Consider the following 21075-nt stretch of genomic DNA (forward strand, 5'->3'; position numbering starts at 1 on the left):
TAAAATTAACAGACCGCTCCTAACGGAGCTACATTCAATAAACACATAAATTTCTATGAACAGGATACTCCTCTGAAGCATTATCATAAAAGATCAAATGAGTTCATAATCAAAAAAGACTCAAAAAATCTCTGGCTTAAAAAATTTACAATCTAACAGACATTACATATTCCGTCTGTACTGACCTCCTACCTCAAACAAAGCCGAGGTAATTTGTCCTAAAGAACATATTTTAGTCGCCTCCATCAAATAGCCAAATAAATTTTCATTGTTGACAGCCGCTTGTTTTATGGCTTGCAATTGCTCTTTTACTTTATCCTGATTTCGTTGCTGTGAATTATTCAACACCTTGATCTGGTACTGCTTTTCTTCCTCAGTTGCCCGAATGACTTCGGCGGGAATTATCGTTGGTGAGCCTTTTGAATTTAAAAAAGTATTTACCCCAATTATTGGTAAGTTTCCGGTATGTTTTAAATTTTCATAATACAAACTTTCTTCCTGAATTTTAGATCGCTGATACATGGTTTCCATTGCTCCCAAAACTCCTCCCCGCTCAGAAATTTTATCAAATTCCTCTAAAACGGCTGCCTCAACTAAATCAGTCAGTTCTTCGATAAGAAAAGAGCCTTGCATCGGATTTTCGTTTTTTGTCAAACCCAATTCTTTATTGATAATAAGTTGGATTGCCATTGCCCTGCGCACCGATTCTTCGGTAGGCGTAGTTATTGCTTCGTCATAAGCATTGGTATGCAACGAATTACAATTATCATAAATAGCATACAAAGCCTGTAAAGTGGTTCGAATATCATTAAAATCAACTTCCTGAGCATGAAGGGAACGACCTGAAGTTTGAATATGGTATTTCAACATTTGCACCCGTTCATTCGCATGGTATTTATTTTTCATGGCTTTCGCCCAAATTCTACGTGCCACCCTGCCAATTACGGCATATTCAGAATCTAATCCATTCGAAAAGAAAAAAGATAGATTAGCACCAAAATTGTTAATATCCATTCCGCGATTCAGGAAATATTCTACATAGGTAAATCCATTAGCCAGTGTAAAAGCCAGTTGCGTAATTGGATTAGCTCCTGCCTCAGCAATATGATAACCCGAAATAGAAACCGAATAAAAGTTTCTGACATTATTCGAAATAAAAAATTCCTGCACATCGCCCATCAATCGTAAAGCAAATTCGGTTGAAAAAATACAGGTGTTTTGCGCCTGGTCTTCTTTCAAAATATCAGCCTGAACGGTTCCACGCACTTGCGACAAAGTTCTTGTTTTTATCTCATTATAAACTTCCAGAGACAGAACTTCATCCCCGCTCACTCCTAAAAGCATCAATCCCAATCCGTTATTTCCTTCGGGCAAATCTCCCTGATAACGAGGTCTTTCAATTCCTTTTTGTTCAAAAATGTGATTGATTTTTTCTTCTACCTCTTTCTCTAATTGATTGGCTTTGATATAAATTTCGCATTGCTGATCGATTGCAGCATTCATAAAAAAACCTAATACAATCGGAGCCGGACCATTAATAGTCATGCTTACCGAAGTCATGGGATGGAGCAAATCAAAACCGGAATATAACTTTTTAGCATCGTCCAAACAGCAAACAGCCACTCCTGCATTGCCTATTTTCCCGTAAATATCAGGACGTATATCGGGATCATTACCATACAAAGTCACGCTATCAAAAGCAGTAGATAAACGTTTTGCCGAAAATCCTGAACTCAGATAATGAAAACGCCTGTTGGTTCGCTCCGGTCCTCCTTCTCCGGCAAACATTCGGGATAGATCTTCACCTTCTCTTTTAAAAGGATATATTCCTGCCGTGAACGGAAATTCACCGGGAACATTTTCCTGTAAAGACCAATGAAGAATGGAGCCCCAATCCTCATATTTAGGCAAAGCAATTTTGGGAATTTGAGCATGAGAAAGCGAATCAGTATGGGTTGTTCGGTTTATTTCTTTATCCCTAACCTTAAATGTATAAAACGGATTTTTGTATTTATTTACTTTTTCATTCCAACCGAGAATAATTTCCCAATTATGCTGCTCTAAATCTTTTTTTAACTTATCAAATTGATTTAGTAAAAGATTGATAAAAATACGCTGGTCATTGTGCTCCACAAGCGCACTTGGAAAAACAGAATCATCATCGATTCCCGTTTCATTAATAAGTGGTATTTTACCGCAAACGCTTTCCAAAGTTTTAAATATGCCGTATAATTTTTGAGCAATTTCCTGTTGACTTTTTGCATTTTCATCATAATTACGAATCGTTTCGACAATTTCGGAAAGATAACGTGTTCTTTGTGGAGGAATCACGTAAACCTTCTCATTGGTTTCTGATTTCGCTTTGAAAGTGGAAAACAAATCAGCATTTGTTTTTTCAACTATAGCATTCATTACCGCCTGATACAATCGATCCATTCCTGAATCGTTAAACTGGGATGCCATTGTACCAAAAACAGGAAGATCGTCTAAATTAGTATCCCAAAGATTATGATTGCGTTGAAATTGTTTTTTCACATCCCGCAAGGCATCGGGAGCGCCTCGTTTGTCAAATTTATTGATAGCCACGACATTAGCAAAATCAAGCATATCAATTTTTTCCAATTGGGTAGCAGCACCAAATTCCGGCGTCATCACATACAAAGCTACATCGGCATAATCCACAATCTCGGTATCTGACTGACCAATCCCCGAAGTTTCAACAATAATAATATCATATTGAGCTGCCTTTAAAACCTGAATAGCATCCTGAATCGATTTTGACAAAGCCTTATTGGATTCTCTGGTAGCCAATGAACGCATATACACCTGGGAATTATTAATAGCATTCATTCGAATTCGGTCACCCAATAAAGCACCTCCTGTTTTACGTTTTGAGGGATCAACCGAAATTATTCCCACGGTTTTCTCCGGAAAATCAATAAGGAACCGTCTAACAAATTCGTCCATCAAAGAAGATTTCCCTGCTCCTCCGGTACCTGTAATTCCCAGAACGGGAACTTTACTATTGGCAGTCATTTGAACAATCGAACCTAAAACAGTTTTCGCTGCATCAGGAAAATTTTCGGCTGCCGAAATAATTCTTGCAATCGCTGATGTATTTTTTGTTTTTAGAAGACTTATTTCATCATGTAACTCATTACCAATAGGAAAATCAGAACGTTGCAATAAATCATTAATCATTCCTTGCAATCCCAATCTTCTGCCATCATCAGGGGAATAAATTGCGGTAATTCCGTAAGCCTGCAATTCTGCAATTTCCGAAGGCAAAATAACGCCACCGCCACCACCAAATATTTTGATATGCCCTGCTCTTTTTTGCTGCAGCAAATCATAGATATATTTAAAAAACTCATTGTGCCCGCCCTGATAAGAAGTAATCGCAATGGCGTTAACATCTTCCTGAATGGCTGTATTGACTATTTCGGCTGCGCTTCTATCGTGTCCCAAATGAATAACTTCCACACCACTGGCCTGCATAATTCTGCGCATAATGTTAATTGCCGCATCGTGACCGTCAAACAAAGCAGCTGCGGTTACAATTCTTATTTTATTTTTAGGATGATACACTTTCATTTGAATCAGAATTTGAATTTCAATTAATTATGCCTAAAAAACACTTTTATCCGGAACGAATTAAGCCACTTTTTCAAAACAAAACGATGTTTGTGTATCTTTGACCAAAATCTAATACACATAAAGTTATGAAAAAAATCGCTCTGTTTTTTATATGTTTCACTCTAATTAGTTGTGCCGAAATGCAACAGGTTTTAAGTCAATTACCACAAACCGGAACTACCGGAATGATTGATATTTCAGGCGGATTAAAAGAAGCCCTGAATAATGGTATTACAAAACAAGTAAGTAAATTGACAGCCACAGACGGTTTTTATAAAAACGAAGCGGTTAAAATTTTACTCCCTGAAGAGTTGAGAAAAGTTGATTCCGGATTAAGAAGAATTGGATTAAGTTCGTTAGCTGATGAAGGATTAAAAGTAATGAATCGTGCGGCCGAAGGCGCGGTAAAAGAAGCTACTCCTATTTTTGTAGATGCGGTAAGAAATATGTCCTTTACTGATGCTAAAGGAATTTTGATGGGAAATGAAAGTTCAGCGACCACTTACTTACAAAACAGCACTTCGACAGCTTTATACGGAAAATTCAACCCAGTTATCAAAAGTTCGTTTTCAAAAGTGGGTGCTGATAAAGTTTGGCAAAATATCATCACTAAATACAATAGCATTCCATTAGTGAGCAAGGTAAATCCTGACCTGACTGACTACGTGACGAATCAGGCCATGAAAGGAGTTTTTAAAATGGTCGCGGTTGAAGAAAAAAACATCCGTACGAATATTAGCGCCAGAACATCGCCATTGTTACAAAGAGTTTTTGCGTTACAAGACAAAAAATAAAAGTGTTAAGCACTTAAACAAACAGGTGAAACAGCATTTGTTTTGTAAAAAAATAAGTTTAGTTTTGAATCCTTTAGAACTTCAATAAAAATTGATTTCAACAGACTTTCTTGAAATCATGAAATAATTATAAAATGCAAAAAATAACGATACTTATCCATTGTGAGGATCAAAAAGGAATTATCGCTTCTGTAACCAATTATATTGCAGGAATCGAGGGAAATATCATTTATCTGGATCAGCATGTTGATGCAAATGAAAATGTATTTTTCATGCGCTTAGAATGTGAATTCAGCACCCAAAACTGGGATTTAGAATTAATCAAAAAAGATTTTCAAGCCAATCTGGCCGATAAATTCAATATGTCCTGGGAAATCTATACTCAGGAATACAAACCCCGAATGGCGCTTTTTATTTCTAAATACGACCATTGTTTGTACGACCTTTTAGGACGTTACAGTGCCGGGGAATTACCGCTGGAAATTCCGTTAATTATTAGCAACCATGAGGATTTAAAAGGAGTAGCCCAACGTTTCGATATTCCGTTTCACCATGTTCCTTTTACTAAAAACATCAAGGAAGAAGGCGAAAAACAACAAATAGCCTTATTGAAAGAATACGACATCAATTTTATTGTTTTGGCCCGATACATGCAAATTATCACGCCAAAACTAATTGAGTTGTATAAAAACAGAATCATCAATATCCACCACTCTTTCTTACCTGCATTCCCGGGAGCAAAACCGTATCATTCGGCTTTTGCCCGAGGCGTAAAAATTATTGGCGCAACCAGTCATTATGTAACTGAAGAGTTAGATGAAGGACCAATTATTGAACAAGACATCACCAGAGTTTCTCATAGTCATTCCATCGAAGATTTCATTGTTAAAGGACGTGACCTGGAGCGCAGCGTATTGGCAAGAGCTGTAAAACTGCATGCTGAACGTAAAACTATGGTTTACAACAACAAAACAGTTATTTTCTCTTAAAGGGCTTTCGATTTTGTTAAACAACCGTTTAAATCTTAACGTATAACCAACAAAGTAATAACATATCCTTAACAGCTTTTCCCGCCGTTATGTGGCATCTTTGCAATGTAATGAACTGGTTATTTATTATATTTGGTTTTGGTTAGTTAAAACAAGTGCTAGTATTTTTAAATACTGGCACTTCTTTTTTTTAAGAACATAAGATTGGTTCTTTTTCGTAAAAAACAACATTTTACGGCAATATCTTTAGCTTAGCAAGTTTAGTATTATTCTTAATTTTTGGCCCAAAACTCCTTTAAATTGCTAAACTTAACATAAAAAACTAGGTTTTAAATGTTATGTTAATGTAAATTTGCGAAAAATTTACTGTTATGAATGGACTTTTGAAAGAGACGAGTGAAATTGAAAAACTACAGGAAGAATTTAAAATCCTGACTCAAATAAAACAAAAAAAAGCTGCTACAACTAAAAATGAGCAGGAAGAATTAATTCTGGAAGAATGCGAATTATAACTTTTGATGTAATTCTTTAAAATAATCAAACGCTTTTAACAACCGGCTTCCATGCCAGGAAAACATTTCACCATCTACAAAAATACATTTTGTGGGATTAGTGATTTTTTCCATATCTAAAGCATCTTTTTCCTTAAAAGGATAAGGTTCTGAGGACAAAAAAACATAGTCCAAATCTCCATTGGTATTTAGTTTTTGAAGTTCTATTTCAGGATATCTCTGTTGTTTTGCAAACGCATTTTCAAAATGATTCAATTGCAATAATTCGTTAATAAAATTACCGGAACCCGCTACCATATATGGATTTTTCCAAATAAAATAAGCTACTTTTTTTACAGGTTTGCCTTGAATAAAATCTTTAAAATCACTGAAAGCTAACGCCAGTTTTTTGTTCCAATTTTCAGTTTCTGTAACACAATCAAAGAGTTTCCCAAAATCACTTATCATTTTAAAATTATCTTCAACTGTAACAATATCAGTTACCCAAACAGGACATATTGTTCGAAGAGTTTCTACTATTTCTAAGGTGTTTTCTTCTTTATTGCAAATAATAACATCAGGTTCTAAGGCGCGAATCTTATCATAATCCACTTTTTTTGTTCCACCCACAATTGCTTTTTTGAATTTTAAATCCTTTGGATGCACGCAGAATTTAGTAATTCCGACAATATTGGATTCTAAACCTAAATCAACCAATAATTCAGTTTGCGAAGGCACTAAAGAAATGATTCTTTGTGGTACTTTATCAAAAACATGCAAAGTTCCTATATCGTCGATTAATGAGAAATTCTTCAATTGATTCAATTTAAAAATTTGAATAAAAAAACCATTAAAAAGCTAGGCTCTCTAATGGTTTGATATGTTCACAACTTCATTTATATTTTAAGACTGTAATATAGCTTCCATTTCCTGTTGGATTTTCAAAGCTTCCGCTCTTGCTTTTTCAGCAAAATCAGCTTCTTTTGAAGCATAAATAATCCCTCTTGAAGAATTGATTAACAATCCTACATTGGCATTCATTCCGTATTTACAAACTTCAGATAAACTTCCTCCCTGAGCGCCCACACCCGGAACTAAAAGGAAACTATCAGGAACAATTTTTCTGATTTCAGTAAAATATTCCGCCTTTGTAGCTCCTACTACATACATTAAATTCTCAGAATTCTTCCAGGTTTTAGAAGTTTCTAAAACGCGTTTATACAATTCTTTAGCTCCGCTCCGTTCGGCTTCGCCTCGGGTTCCATCCACATCCAGTGTTTGAAAATCAAAAGCACCTTCGTTAGACGTTAATGCTAACATAATAGTATGTTTATCTTCGAAAGCTAAAAATGGCTCTACAGAATCTTTTCCCATATAAGGTGCAACTGTGATACTATCAAAATTTAAATCTTCAAAAAAAGCCTTGGCATACATTGAAGAAGTATTTCCAATATCGCCACGTTTTGCATCGGCTATAGTAAAAATTTCCGGATGATTTTCGTTGATATAATTGATGGTTTTTTGCAAAGACATCCATCCTTTAATACCATAAGCTTCAAAAAAAGCGGTATTGGGTTTATAAGCAACAGCTAAATCGTGAGTAGCATCAATTATTGCTTTATTAAATTCAAAAATAGGATCTTCGAGTTCTAAAAAATGAGCTGGAATTTTATTCAAATCAACATCTAATCCTACGCATAAGAAAGATTTTTTGAGTTGGATTTGTTCAATTAACTGTTGTGTAGTCATTTATTTTTATTTTCAAAACGCAAAGTTACAAAGCCAATTGTAATTAATATAAGAATTGTATAAGTTTCTCTGAAAATTCTATAATAGAAGTAAATTACGGCAAAACTAACTTTGAAAAACTATAAATTAATAAAGCTATTTATTACTTTTACTAAAACCCTAAAATAATAGCCTTGAAATTATTTTTAAAAACGGACAGTCATTTTCTAATTAAGAAAATCTTAAAAGAGAAATTAGATGTTTTCAACATCAAATACAATCTTATTAATACCAACGAAATTTTATTTTTAGAAACAATTGATACGGAAACCTACGAAAAAATTGCTACGGTATTAAACGATTACGGATTTGAAATTATCGAAAATCAAAAAAATATCATTGTGCAAAAAATCAAAGAAACCATCATCGAAATGATTGCCAATGATCAAATTCCATCGGTAAAAAGTTCGGTTTATCTTGCCGAAAAACTCAATCACAGCTATGGGTACCTTTCTAATCTTTTTTCGGAGGTTACTTATACTTCTATAGAGAATTTCATTATTCTTCAAAAAATTGAATACGTAAAAAAACTCATTACCCATCATAATTTGACCTTAACCGAGATTGCGTTCAAACTCAACTATTCGAGTGTGGCGCATTTAAGTTCGCAATTTAAAAATACAACCGGAATCACACCTTCAGCTTTTCAGCGAATACTAAAAAAGCGCAGCGAAATTAACAATCAAAATATCAACTAAACCCCAAGAAACATGCAAAAAGATTTCATCTTAATTACTCTTGCCGATGATGACGAAGACGACCGATTGTTTTTTACAGATGCTTTTGAAGAATTAAAAATCAATACGGTAGTCAATACGGTAAATGACGGCGTGGCATTGATGAATTTCCTTAATGCTCCTGGAACCGTTTTACCTAATATTATTTTCTTAGACTTAAATATGCCTTTAAAATCAGGGATTGAATGTTTGAAAGAAATTAAAGCCAATCCTAAATTTAAAGACATTGTAATTGCTATTTATTCGACTTCATCCTCAGAGGAAGACATTGAAAACACCTTTGTCTTAGGAGCGAATATTTATATAAAAAAACCGAGTCATTTTGGAAAACTGAAAGAGGTTTTATCAGAAGTGGTGACTTTAAACTGGCAATACATCACCTCGGGATTAAACAAAGATAATTTTTTATTACGGATGTAAATTATGTTTAAATCTAAGTTATTCGATTCAATAGGCTTTATAAGATCTGTATTTTTAATCGCCTTTTTTATCTTAATTTTTTTAGCGTCTATCACCTACAGACACATTAAGGAATTGGATAAAATAAGTGATTCGATTATGAATACCTATGCCATTTCTATTGAATTAGGTCAACTGATATCCTATATAAAAGATGCCGAAACAGGGCATCGCGGTTATGTAATTACCAATGATTCTACTTATTTAGAGCCTTTTATCAATGCCCGAAAAAATGTAAATCTGACTTTTCAGTCCTTAAACAACACCATAAAATCAGATACTGTTAAGCAGCAGCAACTCATTCGAATTTATGAATTAGTTGACAAACGGTTTTCGTATTTCAAAAACAATTTTGCCAACAAAGACGAATTTAATACCGATTTTAAAAACGGTAAAATGGTCATGGATTCCTTAAGAAGCGAGATTGAAATTATGCTCAGTACCGAAAATAAATTATTAACCACTAAAGACAAACTCTATAAATACAATAATTCCAACACACCTTTAATTGTATTTTCTACTTTCCTGATTTCAATTCTGATTTTAGGTTTGGGTTACATGCGAATTATTAAAAACTATAAAGACTTAGTTACTCAAAATATTAGATTGAAAATATTTGATGAATCGAGTAAACAGTCCGAAATACTAGGGAAATACGGCAGCTGGCTACTGAATATTGAAGACAAAAGCTTTAATTTTTCGGACAATACATTTCGTTTACTAGGCTGTAAACCACAATCTTTTCAGGCTAATTTAGAAAATTTACTAAATTTCATTCACCCTGATGATCAGGAGATTTTTACTGCTGCTTTTCAAAATATTGAAGAATCGGCCATGTTGCCACTTATTCATTATCGAATACTGAAAAAAGACACCTTGGAAATTCGTCATTTTAGAACTACGGCTAAAATTTTCATCGATCGATTGGGAAATAAAAACATGATTGGCACCACTCAGGACATTACCGAAGATTACAACAAAACACAATTAATCGAACTGAGAAATAAGGAATTAGTACAAAACAATAAAGAGTTAATGGAATTCAATCATGTAGCCAGTCATGATTTACAGGAACCACTTCGAAAAATTCAAACTTTTATCTCCCGAATTGAAGACCGGGAAAAAGAACAATTGTCAGAAACAGCAAAAAGCTATTTCGAAAAAATTCAGGAAGCTTCTAACAGAATGCGTATTTTAATTGATGATTTATTGCAATATTCCAGAACCAATCGTTCAGAAAAAAGATTTGAAGAAGTCGATTTGAATCAGGTTGTATCAAATGCAATAAGCGAACTTTCGGAAAATATAAGCGAGAAAAAAGCGCTCATCCATTTCGAAAAACTACATCATGTTCAGGGTATTCAATTCCAACTGGAACAGCTCTTTATTAATATCATAAGCAATTCATTAAAATACTCCAAAACCGATGAAGCTGCCGTTGTAGATATAAATTCTAAAAAAGTAAAAGCTTATAAAGTTCCAAAATTAAAAGACGATTCGAAAAAGGAATATCTAAAAATCACTTTTAAAGACAACGGACTGGGATTTGAACAGGAATATGCCGAAAAAATATTTCTGTTATTCAACAGATTGCACGGCAAAAAAGAATATCCCGGAACCGGAGTTGGTCTTGCCATTTGTAAAAAAATAGTGGAAAACCACAAAGGATACATTTTTGCAAAAGGAAAAGTCAACGAAGGAGCTGAATTTGAAATTTATTTACCCATTTAAGCAATCCGAATTCTATAACATTATTAAAAAATCATATAACTACAATAGATGTCATTTTATTTAATTTCGCATAAAAACAAGCTAATGAGCACTCTAAAAAGTAATAAAACTATTTTATTCTTTATACTTTTTTCCATCAGTTGTTTGATTGTAACCTCTTGTGAGAAAAAAAATAAAGTTGAAAAGAGTGTAACCAATACCAAAATAGAAGCACAGGTTTTGATTGAAATAGCCGAATCGAATCTTAAAATTGTGGCAATTACACAAAAAGCTCAGGAAAGAGAAACAGAAAACAGCAGTAATACTATTTTTAAACAAGTTGAAAACGATCATATTTTATTGAAAAACAAAATAAAAAAAATTGCAAAAGACAATTTTATCATCATCCCCAACACCTTATATGACACTAAACCTCTGAAAGATTTTATCAGTGAAGCCAACACCTATTTGTACTTAAAAAAAACCGCGGATTTACTTCTTGCTGAATTAGAACATTACCAAAAAATTGCTTCCTCTACTCAAAACAAAGCATTAAAAACAACAGCCTCAGAAAGTATTGTAAGTATTAAAAATAATATCGCTATTGTTCAAAAAGAACAAAAACTATATCAGTAATAAAGTTTTTCTACAATAAGCTACAATTATCTAAAAACACCTTTTTCGAGGTGTTTTTTTTATGTCTGAACTAAAATGGAAATTGTATAAAAGTCTCAAAATATCCTATAACATATTTATTGTTAAGATATTGCAACTTTGTAATGTAGCCTAGGAACTACTCTCAAATCTATTTATAACTCAAAAAAATAAAATCATGAAAAGATTATTTTTAACAGCAATGATTTGCTTTTCATTTGTAAATTTCACTCAAGCACAATCACTGAGTCCGTCAATGGGAATTAAAGGAGGCGTTAATTTCACCAATCTTTACACCGAAGACGTTGATGATAACAATGTACTAACGAGTTTCAACGCAGGTTTGTATGCTAATTTACCTATATCATCAGCAGCATCTATTCAACCTGAGCTTAATTATTCCCGAAAAGGATCTGAACTGACTTATGACAATGCCTTTGCGACAGGAACTACAAGGCTAAAACTAAATTACTTAGAAATGCCTGTATTGTTAAAATTAAATGTTACACCCAACTTTAATATTCATTTTGGACCTTATGCAGCCTATTTAATAGACGGAAAAGCAACAAATGAAAGCGATGGTGGTGTTTTTAATTTTGAAGAAAACATCAGTAATGACGATTTAAACAAATGGGATTATGGTTTAGCAGCCGGAGTTGGATTTGATTTTGCTTCAACTTCATTAGGGATTCGATACAATTACGGATTACAAACTATTGGAAAAGAACGCAATTTTGGCGGCAACACCTATACTTTTCCCGACTCAAAAAACAGTGCTTTGAGTTTATACATAGGCTTCAAACTCTAAGAAAAGTTTAATTTAAAAACACAATTATGGGAAATATACTTTATCTGACTGCTGTATTGCTAGTCGTTTTTTGGGCATTAGGCTTCTTTGTATATAGCATCGGAAGTTTAATTCACCTGCTGTTAGTTATTGCAATTATTGCAGTATTGATGCGAATTATTAGCGGAAAACAACTTTAAATAATAACCCTTAAATACTATAATTATGAAAGCAAATAAAGTAATGTTAGGAGTAATCGGCGGATTAGCAACCGGAGCCATTTTAGGGATTCTATTTGCACCGCAAAGCGGAAAAAAAACCAGAAGAAAAATCAGAGAAAAAACACGAGAACTCAAAGACAACATGAAAGAGGACTTTGATAAAATGATTCAGAAAATTGATGCCAAATACCAATCTGTTTCAGATGATGCACACCAATTTCTTCATAACGGAAAAGCAAAAATCGAAAACGAAATAAACAAGAAAAACTAAATCCTTATTTCAATTTTACAGAAAAGTAACCCCAAATACAATAATCATGACAAAATCAGTAAAAACTTTAGCAATCCTGGCTTTGTTTACCATCGGTATAACAAATGCTACGGCTCAAGATATCCCAAATGACAGCTATGAGCAAAAATTCAAACTGGGAATTGGTGCATCCGTTGGCTATCCATTTGAAGATCCTTATAATCTCAATGTAGGTGGCGATGTTCGTTTACAATATGATTTATCGAAAAGATATTCGCTTACAGCCACTACCGGATTCAACAATCTTTTTGTAACGGGAGAAGACAACGATTTAGGATATATCCCTGCAAAACTGGGTTTTAAAGCCTTTGTTCTAAAAGACCGATTCTATTTAATGGGAGAAGCAGGAGCAGCATTTGCAGTAACCAATAATTATAACGACAAATCCTTGTTGTTAAGTCCAAGTATTGGATATGCTACAAAATATATCGATATAAGTGTTCGTTACGAATATTTACCTGATTTTCCTGCATTAAGAAATAACAATCCTGATAATGGCTTAGGTCAGGTTGCTTTACGCCTTGCTTATGGTTTTAAACTTTAAAAAATAGGCTGTATAAATCAAACCTTAGTTTCTATCATACAAAATGACTAAAAAAGCTTCCTGATTTCAACTGAAAAAGGAAGCTTTTTTTATTATTATAAAGTATAAAATAAAAAAAATGAGGCTCGAAAGCCTCATTTTTCACATCTCAATTAACTAAATTATTTAACTAAAATAATTTCTACTCTACGGTTTTCAGCTCTACCTGCTACTGTTTTATTAGAAGCAATTGGCTTAGTTACTCCATAACCTTCAGATGAAAGTCTGTTAGCATCAATACCTTTAGCAATTAAATAATCTTTAACTGCAGCAGCTCTGTCTTTAGACAACTGAAGATTTTTAGCCACATTTCCTGTACTATCAGTATGTCCTTCTAGTTTAAAATTAGCGTTGCTGTACTCGTTCATTACTTTTACAATTTCCTCTAATTTATCGTTAGATTCAGCTTTAATAGTAGCTTTTGAAGAATCAAACAAAATAGATTTAGAGAAATCATTTAGTTTTTTAATTACCTCGGTAGTTACTTCCGGACAACCATTGTTAGCAGCAGTTCCTTTTACTTTAGGACATTTGTCGTCTTTGTCTAAAACGCCATCACCGTCAGTATCCGGCCAAGGGCAACCTGCATTCTCTTTTGGACCGGCAACAGTAGGACATTTATCATCTTTGTCTAAAACACCGTCTTTATCCTTGTCTTCCCATGGACAACCATTATTAGCAGCTGGACCGGCAACATCCGGACATTTATCGTCTTTGTCTAAAATACCATCATTATCTCTGTCTCCCCATGGACATCCTTTGTTTTCAACAGGACCTGCTACAGTAGGACATTCATCATCTTTATCCAATATACCGTCTCCGTCCTGATCTTTAGCTTTTTTCTGATATACAGGAATTTTTATTCCTAAATGAATATCAGCAGATTTTGAACTTTTTGAAATAGCATTAGAAACTATAGAACCCGATCCAATAAAGAATACTCCTGTTCTTAAACCAAAACCTACCTGAGCTTGTTTGCTGTAATCCATATACGAAATTGGCACATAAGCACTAAACCATTTTGATTCGTAACGAGGAGTTACACTCACACGGTTAGCAATACTGTTTTGGTTTAATTTAGTTTTACTTACTACACCAAAATCAGCATTGGCATTCAAATAAAATTCCCTATGGATATTCCAATCTACATCGGCATGAATTGCCGTTGGCAAATTAGATTTTATTGTACCGTTAACAGTAGTACCTGGACCAAATTCACCTTCCATAAAATCATCAAAGCTATCATAACCATCAAAATCATCCTGAGAAAATACTCCTGCTAAATTATAACTATTACGAACTCCATCTGCATATTTCATAGAACCTATATCTGTAACCGATACACCAAAACGCAACTTATATTTATTTACTTCTTTCAAATCATTTATATCGGCTCTGTCTGCAGTATATTCAGGTCTCCACTCATAAACCAAACCTAAATCAACACCAAAACCTCTTGATTCTGAATTAATCTCAACATCTGAACTAAGTGAAAAATCCTGGCTTGAACCATATATTGCATTTCCTGTTGTTGTATAAGTATCTAAAAGTGGATTTCCAAAATCATCATATTTTACAGATATATTTGTTCCTTGAAAATGATAATTAGCCACTCCTTGCAAATACTTAGCTGTAATACCTCCTTTTAAGAAATGCTGTCCTCTTTGATATAAAACAGCAGCATAAGAAAGTCCTAATTCTCCCCAAGAATTACCTACTGCATTTGGACTTCCTAAAGTAGCCGTAGGAAAAGTAGAAGAGTTATCTTTAGTAATATCATTAATCACTTGCCCATTCACATCAACAACATTCATAAAAGCTCTGGCTCTTGTAAATATTGCTAAAGAATGCTTAGGAGCAATGTTAAACATAACCGATGGCCCTAGAACATCTGTATTAAAGGCCGCATTATTAGCATTACTAAAACTCTTTTTAGCCTCTAAATCAAAATCGTAACCGTCTTTGAAAACGTCAAAAATCTTTACCCCATACAAGTCATTCGTAACAGAAGAACTAATAGAAAACAAATTAATATCTGTTTTAAAACGAGAATCAACAATTGACGCAGGATTATACAATACACCTTGAACTCCAGCGTAATTATCGTGAACATAACCTAAATAAGACTGGGCATTTGCTGTGCAAAAACCTGCAAAAGCAAAAATCGAAAGAAAAATTCTCTTTTTCATACTTAATATTTTTAGTTAGTAAATTGGGGGCATAAAAAAACACCTAATTTGATAACGCAAATTAAGTGCTTTTTCTTATTAATATCATTAAAAAAATTACATTTTCCTTAACAAATAATATTTAATTAACCTATTAGAAAACTTCACTGGCTTCTTTCAACTTTTCAGTGTTGTTAACTAGCTGTAACTCATCAACAATCTTTTGAATATCACCATTCATGATGTTTCCTAAATCATATAAAGTCAAACCAATTCTATGATCGGTTACACGACCCTGTGCATAATTATAAGTTCTGATTTTTGCCGAACGGTCTCCTGAACTTACCTGAGAAGTTCTTTTAGATGCGTCTTCTTCCTGCTTTTTAGCCAATTCCATTTCGTATAAACGAGAACGCAATACCCCTAAAGCCTTATCTTTATTTTTATGTTGGGATTTCTGATCCTGACATTGAGCCACTAATCCGGTAGGAATGTGTGTTAAACGAACCGCCGATTTCGTAGTATTTACCGATTGTCCTCCCGGTCCTGACGAACAAAAGAAATCCACACGCACATCATTCATATCAATTTGAACATCAAATTCTTCTGCTTCCGGTAATACCATTACAGTAGCTGCCGATGTATGCACACGTCCCTGAGTTTCTGTTTGAGGAACACGTTGCACACGGTGAACTCCGGCTTCAAATTTCAAAGTTCCGTAAACATCTTCTCCGGTAACTTCAAAAATAATCTCTTTAAATCCTCCTGAAGTTCCTTCGTTCATATCCACAACCGAAGTTCTCCAACCACGGCTTTCACAATATTTAGTGTACATTCTGAATAAATCTCCTGCAAAAATACTCGCTTCGTCTCCACCCGTTCCGGCACGAACTTCCACCATAACATTCTTCGCATCCTCAGGATCTTTAGGAATCAACATAAATTTGATTTCTTCCTCCAGAATTGGTAATCTTTCTTTAGCTTCATCCAGTTGCATCTTTGCCATTTCGACCATATCTGCATCACTTCCATCAGCAATTATCTCGTTTGCTTCATCAATATTTGCCATCAAAAGAACATATTCATCTCTTTTTTCAGCCAAAGCCTTTAGATCTTTATACTCTTTATTCAACTGCACATAACGTTTTTGATCGGCAATAACATCCGGTTGGATAATTAAATCCGAAATCTCGTCAAAACGTTGTTTCACTATTTGAAGTCTGTCTAACATAGTTATAGTCCTTATAATTGGAGTGCAAAAATACAAAAAAGATTGCACAATTTTGTTTCAGTATTTCAGATTTTTTCAGGAGCTTTTTAGCTCCGCTGAATCTTCGATTTCCTGCTGTAAGCTCAAGGAATTCATTCTGGCTAAATCAATTCTCCTCCGAAATTTTAGTTACCATAAAAATCATTACACTTCCCAAAATTGCCATGATTAGAAAAGCCCATTTCATACTCAGGGCTTCCGAAATAAAACCAACCATTGGCGGAACCATTAAAAAACCAAGATATCCAATAGTAGATATCGAAGTCAACGCCGAACCACTACTCAAACTTTTTGATCTTCCGGCTATACTAAATACTAATGGAACGGTACAGGAAACCCCAACACCTATCAATACAAAACCTATAATCGTTGGAATAATAAAGGGCAAAAGAAAACAAATTAAAAATCCAACACTAATCATGATAGCACTGTAAAACAAAATACTTTTGATCCCAAAACGCATCACCACATAATCTCCTAAAAAACGTCCAAGAGTAACCGCAGTCATAAAAAACACAAAAGCTGCTGTTGTTATTTTTTGCGAAGCCTGCAGTACATTCTGAAAATAAATCCCACTCCAGTCGTACATGGTATTTTCACAAGCCATCGACACAAAACAAATAATAGCAAATTTCAAAAGATTTTTATCAGGCATCGAAAAGAACTTACTTTGCTCCTTTGATGGTTCACTTTCTATTGTTAAAGGATAAAAACAGCTTACCACTGCCAGCATCGCCACACCAATACCCAACAAATGGAAGGATGGATCAATATGTTGTGTTACCATAACATAGCCTAAACCTGCACCTGCAAAACCAGCCAAACTCCAAATCGCATGAAATGTGGTCATGATCGATTTAGGGTACAAACGTTGTACTTCTAATGCCTGAGCGTTCATCGATAAGTTCAAAATATTCCGTGAGCCTCCAAAAATTAAAAGAATAAGAACCAACTGCCATACATAAGCTGCAAAACCTGGTAAAGCCAGAACTATGTTAAACAAAATCGCTCCTGACAACATACAATAACGACTGCTAAAAAGATTTAAAATTCTTCTCGTAAACGGCATCGTCAACATTAATCCAATTGGGAAAGCGAATAATACAGCTCCAAATTCAGCTTCCGATAAATGCAATTGAGCTTTTATCGCAGGAATTCGGGATGCCCATGACGAATATCCAAAACCGGAAATGAAAAAAAATACAGTAGTTGCCAGTCGGTAACCTTTAGGTGATTGGCGTAAATTATTAAAATAGTCTAAAATCATTAATTTGTGTCCCTTTCATTTGGAGTGCAAAATTAAACCTTTTAAACGGGTAAAGAATGTTAAAAATGCCTAAATAACATTCTTAAAAAACTATTGGTATTTTTACTAATTTTGTTTTGAATTCGACACAAAATCAATTCATTTTAATTATGCAAAAAACAGCCTCATTACTATTCCTGCTTTTGATTGCTTCGGCTTGTCAGAAAAACAATAATTCCGAAAAAGACCTGATAAAAAAAGCCGATTGGCTTATTGGAAATTGGGAAACCAAAAACAATATTGGTACACTTTCTGAAAATTGGGAAAAAGTAAACGATAGTACTTTCAAAGCCCAATCCCTTTTTATAAAAGACAAAGATACCATTCATAACGAAAGTATCATTTTACAACAAAAAGGAGAAACTTTAAGTTACACCACAACCATAAAAGGCCAAAACAACAATAAACCCATTCGTTTTGAACTGAATACAGAAATTGAAAACGAACTTCTTTTTCAAAATCTAAAAAACGATTATCCTCAAAAAATCAGTTATAAAAAAACATCCAAAAATAGTTTAATCACTCAAATCTCAGGAATCCAGTCAGGTAAAACAAGTACTGAAAAATACAATATGGTTAAAACGAAATAATTACAACATACATCTGTTTACTAAGAAGCCGTCCCTATTTTAACAGGACGGCTTTTTCATTTATACTACAATAAGTTTTTTCGCTTTTCTAACGGAAAAGTACGACTGCAAAACAACAGAAATCATTATAAAAAATAATCCGACATAAAACGAAGAATTCACTTCTTTGCTTTCGCCAAAAAACAAAAATGCCATAATGATAGCGTAAATCGGTTCAAGATTAAAACTTAAATTAACAGTAAAAGCAGGTATCTTTTTTAACACTTCGGCAAACGAAACATACAAACCGACAGTGCAAAAAAGAGATAACAAAACAAGATAAAAACTATCTTTCAAATTAGGTACAAGACTTTCCACCGGAAAGAAATAAAGATAAACAGGGAGTAAAAATCCCCAACCAATCATCCCGCCAATCATCTGATAATAATTAATAATTTTACTATTGTAAGTTCTTACCAATCGTTCATTGAAAATCGTATAAAGTGCCGCAAAAGCTGATGAAACAACACCTAACACAATTCCTAACTGATAAGAAGTATCAAAATGGAAAATCAAACTTATTCCAAGTAAAGTAAAAGTACTCAATAGTAATTCAGAAAATTTAAACTTCTTTTTATTAATCAATGGTTCGAAAACCGCGGTGAAAAAACTGGTCAGACAATAACAAACAACACCTATAGAAATATTCGAATACTTAATACTTGCATAAAAGAAAAGCCAATGTGTAGTAATAAGCATTTCAACTTTAGCAATTGCTAACTTTTCCTTAAAAGTAGTTTTATCAACTATTTTAAAAATTTTAGAATCAAAAATAAAATAACAGAAGAAAAGAATACTCTGTACCAAACTAACAATCCCTCATTAAGAGAAATAAGTTTTCCGAAGACCCCAGTAAAACCGGCAAGTATTACAGCAAAGTGTAATAATAAATATAATTTTTTCATAAAAGAATTATCTGTCTTTTAATATTAATATTTAATTGAGATTTTTAAGTATAACATACCAGCCGATAAAATATCGATGCTATACTTCTTTGAAATTTCTAAGAAATATTAAAATCCTGGAGGAGGAAGACAACTCTTTCTGTTCATATCAGTTATAATTAATAAGCTTGCAAAGCTAACAAAATATCTCTATAGACATATCCTAATTAACATTATGTAAACAGATTATAAAAAATTAAAAATAACACATTTCATTTTACACTACAAATCGAGTATATTTACTAATAAACCATACTTCAAAAAATAATGAATAAAACAAAAACATTTTCAATTTTAGCACCATTGCTTTTTTCTGTACTAGCTTCCAATACTGGGAAAGCACAAAACCCTCTTAACTTTGGAAGTAATATACTTACTGCCGATCCTTCAGCTCACGTTTGGAAAGATGGAAAAATGTATGTTTACACCTCACATGACCTGGAATGTCAAACGGATTTTCTCATGAAAGACTGGCATGCATTTTCTTCGAGCGATTTAGTTAATTGGACAGACCATGGCGCTATCTTTTCTGTAAAAGACTTAACTTGGGCAGATAATTTTGCCTGGGCACCCGATTGCGCTTATAAAAATGGCAAATATTACTTCTGCTTTCCGGTAGGAACAGGCTTTAAAGACAGAGTAAATCCTAAAAACAGTACCAAATGGATGGGAATTGGTATAGCTGTTAGCGACTCCCCAACCGGACCATTCAAAGATGCCATTGGTAAACCTTTGTGGAAAACGCCCTATGCTAATGACCCATGTCTTTTCATTGATGATGATGGTAAGGGCTATATTTATTTTAATGGTGGCGATGACTATTTAGTCGCAGAAATGGCTGACGATTTATTTAGTGTAAAAGGAGAAATGTACAAAATGGATATGGGCGGCTATAAACCTAAAAGAGAAGGACCTTGGGTTTTTAAAAGAAACGGAATTTATTATTATACTATGCCCGAAGACAACAGAATTCTAACTTATTATACTGCTAAATCTCCAAAAGGTCCTTGGAAATATCAGGGAGTTATTATGAACGAAGAAGGCGCAAGCAACAATCATCATTCTATTGTGGAATTTAAAGGAAAATGGGTTTTATTTTATCATAGATGGTTAGATAATCCTTCTTCTTGTAATGAAAAACAACGCAAAACCTGCGCTGAAAACCTTTATTTTAACGAAGATGGTACTATACAAAAGATAAACAGAACCGCTATTGGAGTTGGGGACACTTTTAAATAGTTCACAAAAATCCGTTAATTTAGAACGAATCTTTTATTTTAACTTCACAACAAAACAAAAAAACCGTTCTACCGAACAGTTTTTTTAAAGAAAGACGACAAACCGAGGCCTTAGCCGAACACGTCGCAACTACAAAACAAAAAACCCTATCCAATTGAATAGGGTTTTCAAAGAAAGGCGACGAACCGAGGCTTTAGCCGAACATGTCGTTCCAATAAAAAAAGAAAGCCTGTCTTTTTTAAGACAGGCTTTACTAAAGAAAGGCGACGACATACTCTCCCACAAAACTGCAGTACCATCTGCGCAGGCGGGCTTAACTACTCTGTTCGGGATGGGAAGAGGTGAGCCCCGCCGCAATAA

At 33.9% G+C, this 21075-nt stretch carries 20 protein-coding genes and 1 rRNA gene; 13 read left to right on the forward strand and 8 right to left on the reverse strand.

What is annotated here, in order from left to right:
* Nucleotides 1–162: 162 nt before the first annotated feature.
* Nucleotides 163–3603 carry a methylmalonyl-CoA mutase family protein gene (locus tag IEV84_RS08985; RefSeq protein ID WP_188493978.1) on the reverse strand — a complete coding sequence of 1147 codons (3441 nt, stop codon included), beginning with the start codon at nucleotides 3601–3603 and terminating at the stop codon, nucleotides 163–165.
* 119 nt (nucleotides 3604–3722) lie between these two features.
* Between IEV84_RS08985 and IEV84_RS08990 the strand changes: the two genes are divergently transcribed.
* The 3 genes from IEV84_RS08990 to IEV84_RS09000 all read left to right on the forward strand — a co-directional run bounded on the left by IEV84_RS08990 (nucleotide 3723) and on the right by IEV84_RS09000 (nucleotide 5931).
* Entirely contained in the window at nucleotides 3723–4430 is a 708-nt protein-coding gene (locus IEV84_RS08990; protein ID WP_188493942.1) for a DUF4197 domain-containing protein, read from the forward strand.
* A gap of 134 nt (nucleotides 4431–4564) precedes the next feature.
* Complete coding sequence (gene purU / locus IEV84_RS08995; protein ID WP_188493943.1) at nucleotides 4565–5419, forward strand: formyltetrahydrofolate deformylase; 855 nt, start codon at nucleotides 4565–4567, stop codon at nucleotides 5417–5419.
* Between the two features lie 371 nt (nucleotides 5420–5790).
* Nucleotides 5791–5931, forward strand: a complete 141-nt coding sequence (locus tag IEV84_RS09000; protein ID WP_188493944.1) for a hypothetical protein — start codon at nucleotides 5791–5793, stop codon at nucleotides 5929–5931.
* On the opposite strand, the gene IEV84_RS09005 is transcribed toward IEV84_RS09000, so the two are convergent.
* Nucleotides 5926–6735, reverse strand: coding sequence for an ABC transporter substrate-binding protein (locus tag IEV84_RS09005; protein ID WP_373282904.1), 810 nt, complete (start codon nucleotides 6733–6735; stop codon nucleotides 5926–5928). The two genes, IEV84_RS09000 and IEV84_RS09005, sit on opposite strands and share 6 nt — an antisense overlap.
* Nucleotides 6736–6813: 78 nt before the next feature.
* Complete coding sequence (gene pyrF, locus IEV84_RS09010; protein ID WP_188493946.1) at nucleotides 6814–7659, reverse strand: orotidine-5'-phosphate decarboxylase; 846 nt, start codon at nucleotides 7657–7659, stop codon at nucleotides 6814–6816.
* A 173-nt stretch (nucleotides 7660–7832) separates the two neighbouring features.
* Between pyrF and IEV84_RS09015 the strand changes: the two genes are divergently transcribed.
* The 8 genes from IEV84_RS09015 to IEV84_RS09050 all read left to right on the forward strand — a co-directional run bounded on the left by IEV84_RS09015 (nucleotide 7833) and on the right by IEV84_RS09050 (nucleotide 13120).
* A complete protein-coding gene (locus IEV84_RS09015) occupies nucleotides 7833–8396 on the forward strand; it encodes a helix-turn-helix domain-containing protein (protein ID WP_188493947.1) in 564 nt (187 codons plus the stop codon).
* A gap of 12 nt (nucleotides 8397–8408) precedes the next feature.
* Complete coding sequence (locus IEV84_RS09020) at nucleotides 8409–8855, forward strand: response regulator (protein WP_188493948.1); 447 nt, start codon at nucleotides 8409–8411, stop codon at nucleotides 8853–8855.
* A gap of 114 nt (nucleotides 8856–8969) precedes the next feature.
* The gene (locus IEV84_RS09025) at nucleotides 8970–10625 is read left to right on the forward strand and encodes a sensor histidine kinase (RefSeq protein ID WP_188493949.1); all 1656 of its coding nucleotides are present in this window, start codon (nucleotides 8970–8972) and stop codon (nucleotides 10623–10625) included.
* An 84-nt stretch (nucleotides 10626–10709) separates the two neighbouring features.
* On the forward strand, nucleotides 10710–11240 hold the full coding sequence (locus IEV84_RS09030; RefSeq protein WP_188493950.1) for a hypothetical protein: 531 nt from the start codon (nucleotides 10710–10712) through the stop codon (nucleotides 11238–11240).
* Nucleotides 11241–11436: 196 nt separating this feature from the next.
* Complete coding sequence (locus IEV84_RS09035; RefSeq protein ID WP_188493951.1) at nucleotides 11437–12066, forward strand: porin family protein; 630 nt, start codon at nucleotides 11437–11439, stop codon at nucleotides 12064–12066.
* Nucleotides 12067–12092: 26 nt separating this feature from the next.
* Nucleotides 12093–12245 carry a lmo0937 family membrane protein gene (locus tag IEV84_RS09040; protein ID WP_188493952.1) on the forward strand — a complete coding sequence of 51 codons (153 nt, stop codon included), beginning with the start codon at nucleotides 12093–12095 and terminating at the stop codon, nucleotides 12243–12245.
* A gap of 25 nt (nucleotides 12246–12270) precedes the next feature.
* Nucleotides 12271–12537 (forward strand): YtxH domain-containing protein, encoded by a 267-nt coding sequence (locus IEV84_RS09045; protein ID WP_188493953.1) that lies wholly within the window; start codon nucleotides 12271–12273, stop codon nucleotides 12535–12537.
* 46 nt (nucleotides 12538–12583) lie between these two features.
* Nucleotides 12584–13120, forward strand: coding sequence for a hypothetical protein (locus tag IEV84_RS09050; protein WP_188493954.1), 537 nt, complete (start codon nucleotides 12584–12586; stop codon nucleotides 13118–13120).
* 161 nt (nucleotides 13121–13281) lie between these two features.
* Here the strand turns inward: IEV84_RS09050 and IEV84_RS09055 are convergent, their stop codons facing one another.
* The 3 genes from IEV84_RS09055 to IEV84_RS09065 form a co-directional block, all read right to left on the reverse strand.
* Nucleotides 13282–15348, reverse strand: a complete 2067-nt coding sequence (locus IEV84_RS09055; protein WP_188493955.1) for a DUF5723 family protein — start codon at nucleotides 15346–15348, stop codon at nucleotides 13282–13284.
* A gap of 133 nt (nucleotides 15349–15481) precedes the next feature.
* Complete coding sequence (gene prfA, locus IEV84_RS09060) at nucleotides 15482–16558, reverse strand: peptide chain release factor 1 (protein ID WP_188493956.1); 1077 nt, start codon at nucleotides 16556–16558, stop codon at nucleotides 15482–15484.
* Nucleotides 16559–16703: 145 nt separating this feature from the next.
* On the reverse strand, nucleotides 16704–17864 hold the full coding sequence (locus IEV84_RS09065) for an MFS transporter (RefSeq protein ID WP_188493957.1): 1161 nt from the start codon (nucleotides 17862–17864) through the stop codon (nucleotides 16704–16706).
* 149 nt (nucleotides 17865–18013) lie between these two features.
* Here IEV84_RS09065 and IEV84_RS09070 point away from each other — a divergent pair, with 149 nt between their 5' ends.
* Entirely contained in the window at nucleotides 18014–18493 is a 480-nt protein-coding gene (locus IEV84_RS09070; RefSeq protein ID WP_188493958.1) for a DUF6265 family protein, read from the forward strand.
* 60 nt (nucleotides 18494–18553) lie between these two features.
* Here the strand turns inward: IEV84_RS09070 and IEV84_RS09075 are convergent, their stop codons facing one another.
* A complete protein-coding gene (locus tag IEV84_RS09075; RefSeq protein WP_229732644.1) occupies nucleotides 18554–19231 on the reverse strand; it encodes a DMT family transporter in 678 nt (225 codons plus the stop codon).
* A 512-nt stretch (nucleotides 19232–19743) separates the two neighbouring features.
* Here IEV84_RS09075 and IEV84_RS09080 point away from each other — a divergent pair.
* Nucleotides 19744–20715, forward strand: a complete 972-nt coding sequence (locus tag IEV84_RS09080) for a family 43 glycosylhydrolase (RefSeq protein ID WP_188493959.1) — start codon at nucleotides 19744–19746, stop codon at nucleotides 20713–20715.
* A gap of 258 nt (nucleotides 20716–20973) precedes the next feature.
* Here the strand turns inward: IEV84_RS09080 and rrf are convergent.
* Nucleotides 20974–21075, reverse strand: a 5S ribosomal RNA gene (gene rrf, locus IEV84_RS09085); the annotation flags it as partial.

The sequence above is a fragment of the Flavobacterium palustre genome (genome assembly GCF_014639535.1).
In the GTDB taxonomy this organism is placed as follows: domain Bacteria; phylum Bacteroidota; class Bacteroidia; order Flavobacteriales; family Flavobacteriaceae; genus Flavobacterium; species Flavobacterium palustre.

Coding starts and splice junctions, on each gene's coding strand:
- IEV84_RS08990 (WP_188493942.1), top strand. CDS start 3,723: ATGAAAAAAATCGCTCTGTTTTTTATATGTTTCACTCTAATTAGTTGT.
- purU (WP_188493943.1), top strand. CDS start 4,565: ATGCAAAAAATAACGATACTTATCCATTGTGAGGATCAAAAAGGAATT.
- IEV84_RS09000 (WP_188493944.1), top strand. CDS start 5,791: ATGAATGGACTTTTGAAAGAGACGAGTGAAATTGAAAAACTACAGGAA.
- pyrF (WP_188493946.1), bottom strand. CDS start 7,659: ATGACTACACAACAGTTAATTGAACAAATCCAACTCAAAAAATCTTTC.
- IEV84_RS09020 (WP_188493948.1), top strand. CDS start 8,409: ATGCAAAAAGATTTCATCTTAATTACTCTTGCCGATGATGACGAAGAC.
- IEV84_RS09030 (WP_188493950.1), top strand. CDS start 10,710: ATGAGCACTCTAAAAAGTAATAAAACTATTTTATTCTTTATACTTTTT.
- IEV84_RS09035 (WP_188493951.1), top strand. CDS start 11,437: ATGAAAAGATTATTTTTAACAGCAATGATTTGCTTTTCATTTGTAAAT.
- IEV84_RS09040 (WP_188493952.1), top strand. CDS start 12,093: ATGGGAAATATACTTTATCTGACTGCTGTATTGCTAGTCGTTTTTTGG.
- IEV84_RS09045 (WP_188493953.1), top strand. CDS start 12,271: ATGAAAGCAAATAAAGTAATGTTAGGAGTAATCGGCGGATTAGCAACC.
- IEV84_RS09050 (WP_188493954.1), top strand. CDS start 12,584: ATGACAAAATCAGTAAAAACTTTAGCAATCCTGGCTTTGTTTACCATC.
- IEV84_RS09055 (WP_188493955.1), bottom strand. CDS start 15,348: ATGAAAAAGAGAATTTTTCTTTCGATTTTTGCTTTTGCAGGTTTTTGC.
- prfA (WP_188493956.1), bottom strand. CDS start 16,558: ATGTTAGACAGACTTCAAATAGTGAAACAACGTTTTGACGAGATTTCG.
- IEV84_RS09065 (WP_188493957.1), bottom strand. CDS start 17,864: ATGATTTTAGACTATTTTAATAATTTACGCCAATCACCTAAAGGTTAC.
- IEV84_RS09070 (WP_188493958.1), top strand. CDS start 18,014: ATGCAAAAAACAGCCTCATTACTATTCCTGCTTTTGATTGCTTCGGCT.
- IEV84_RS09075 (WP_229732644.1), bottom strand. CDS start 19,231: ATGCTTATTACTACACATTGGCTTTTCTTTTATGCAAGTATTAAGTAT.
- IEV84_RS09080 (WP_188493959.1), top strand. CDS start 19,744: ATGAATAAAACAAAAACATTTTCAATTTTAGCACCATTGCTTTTTTCT.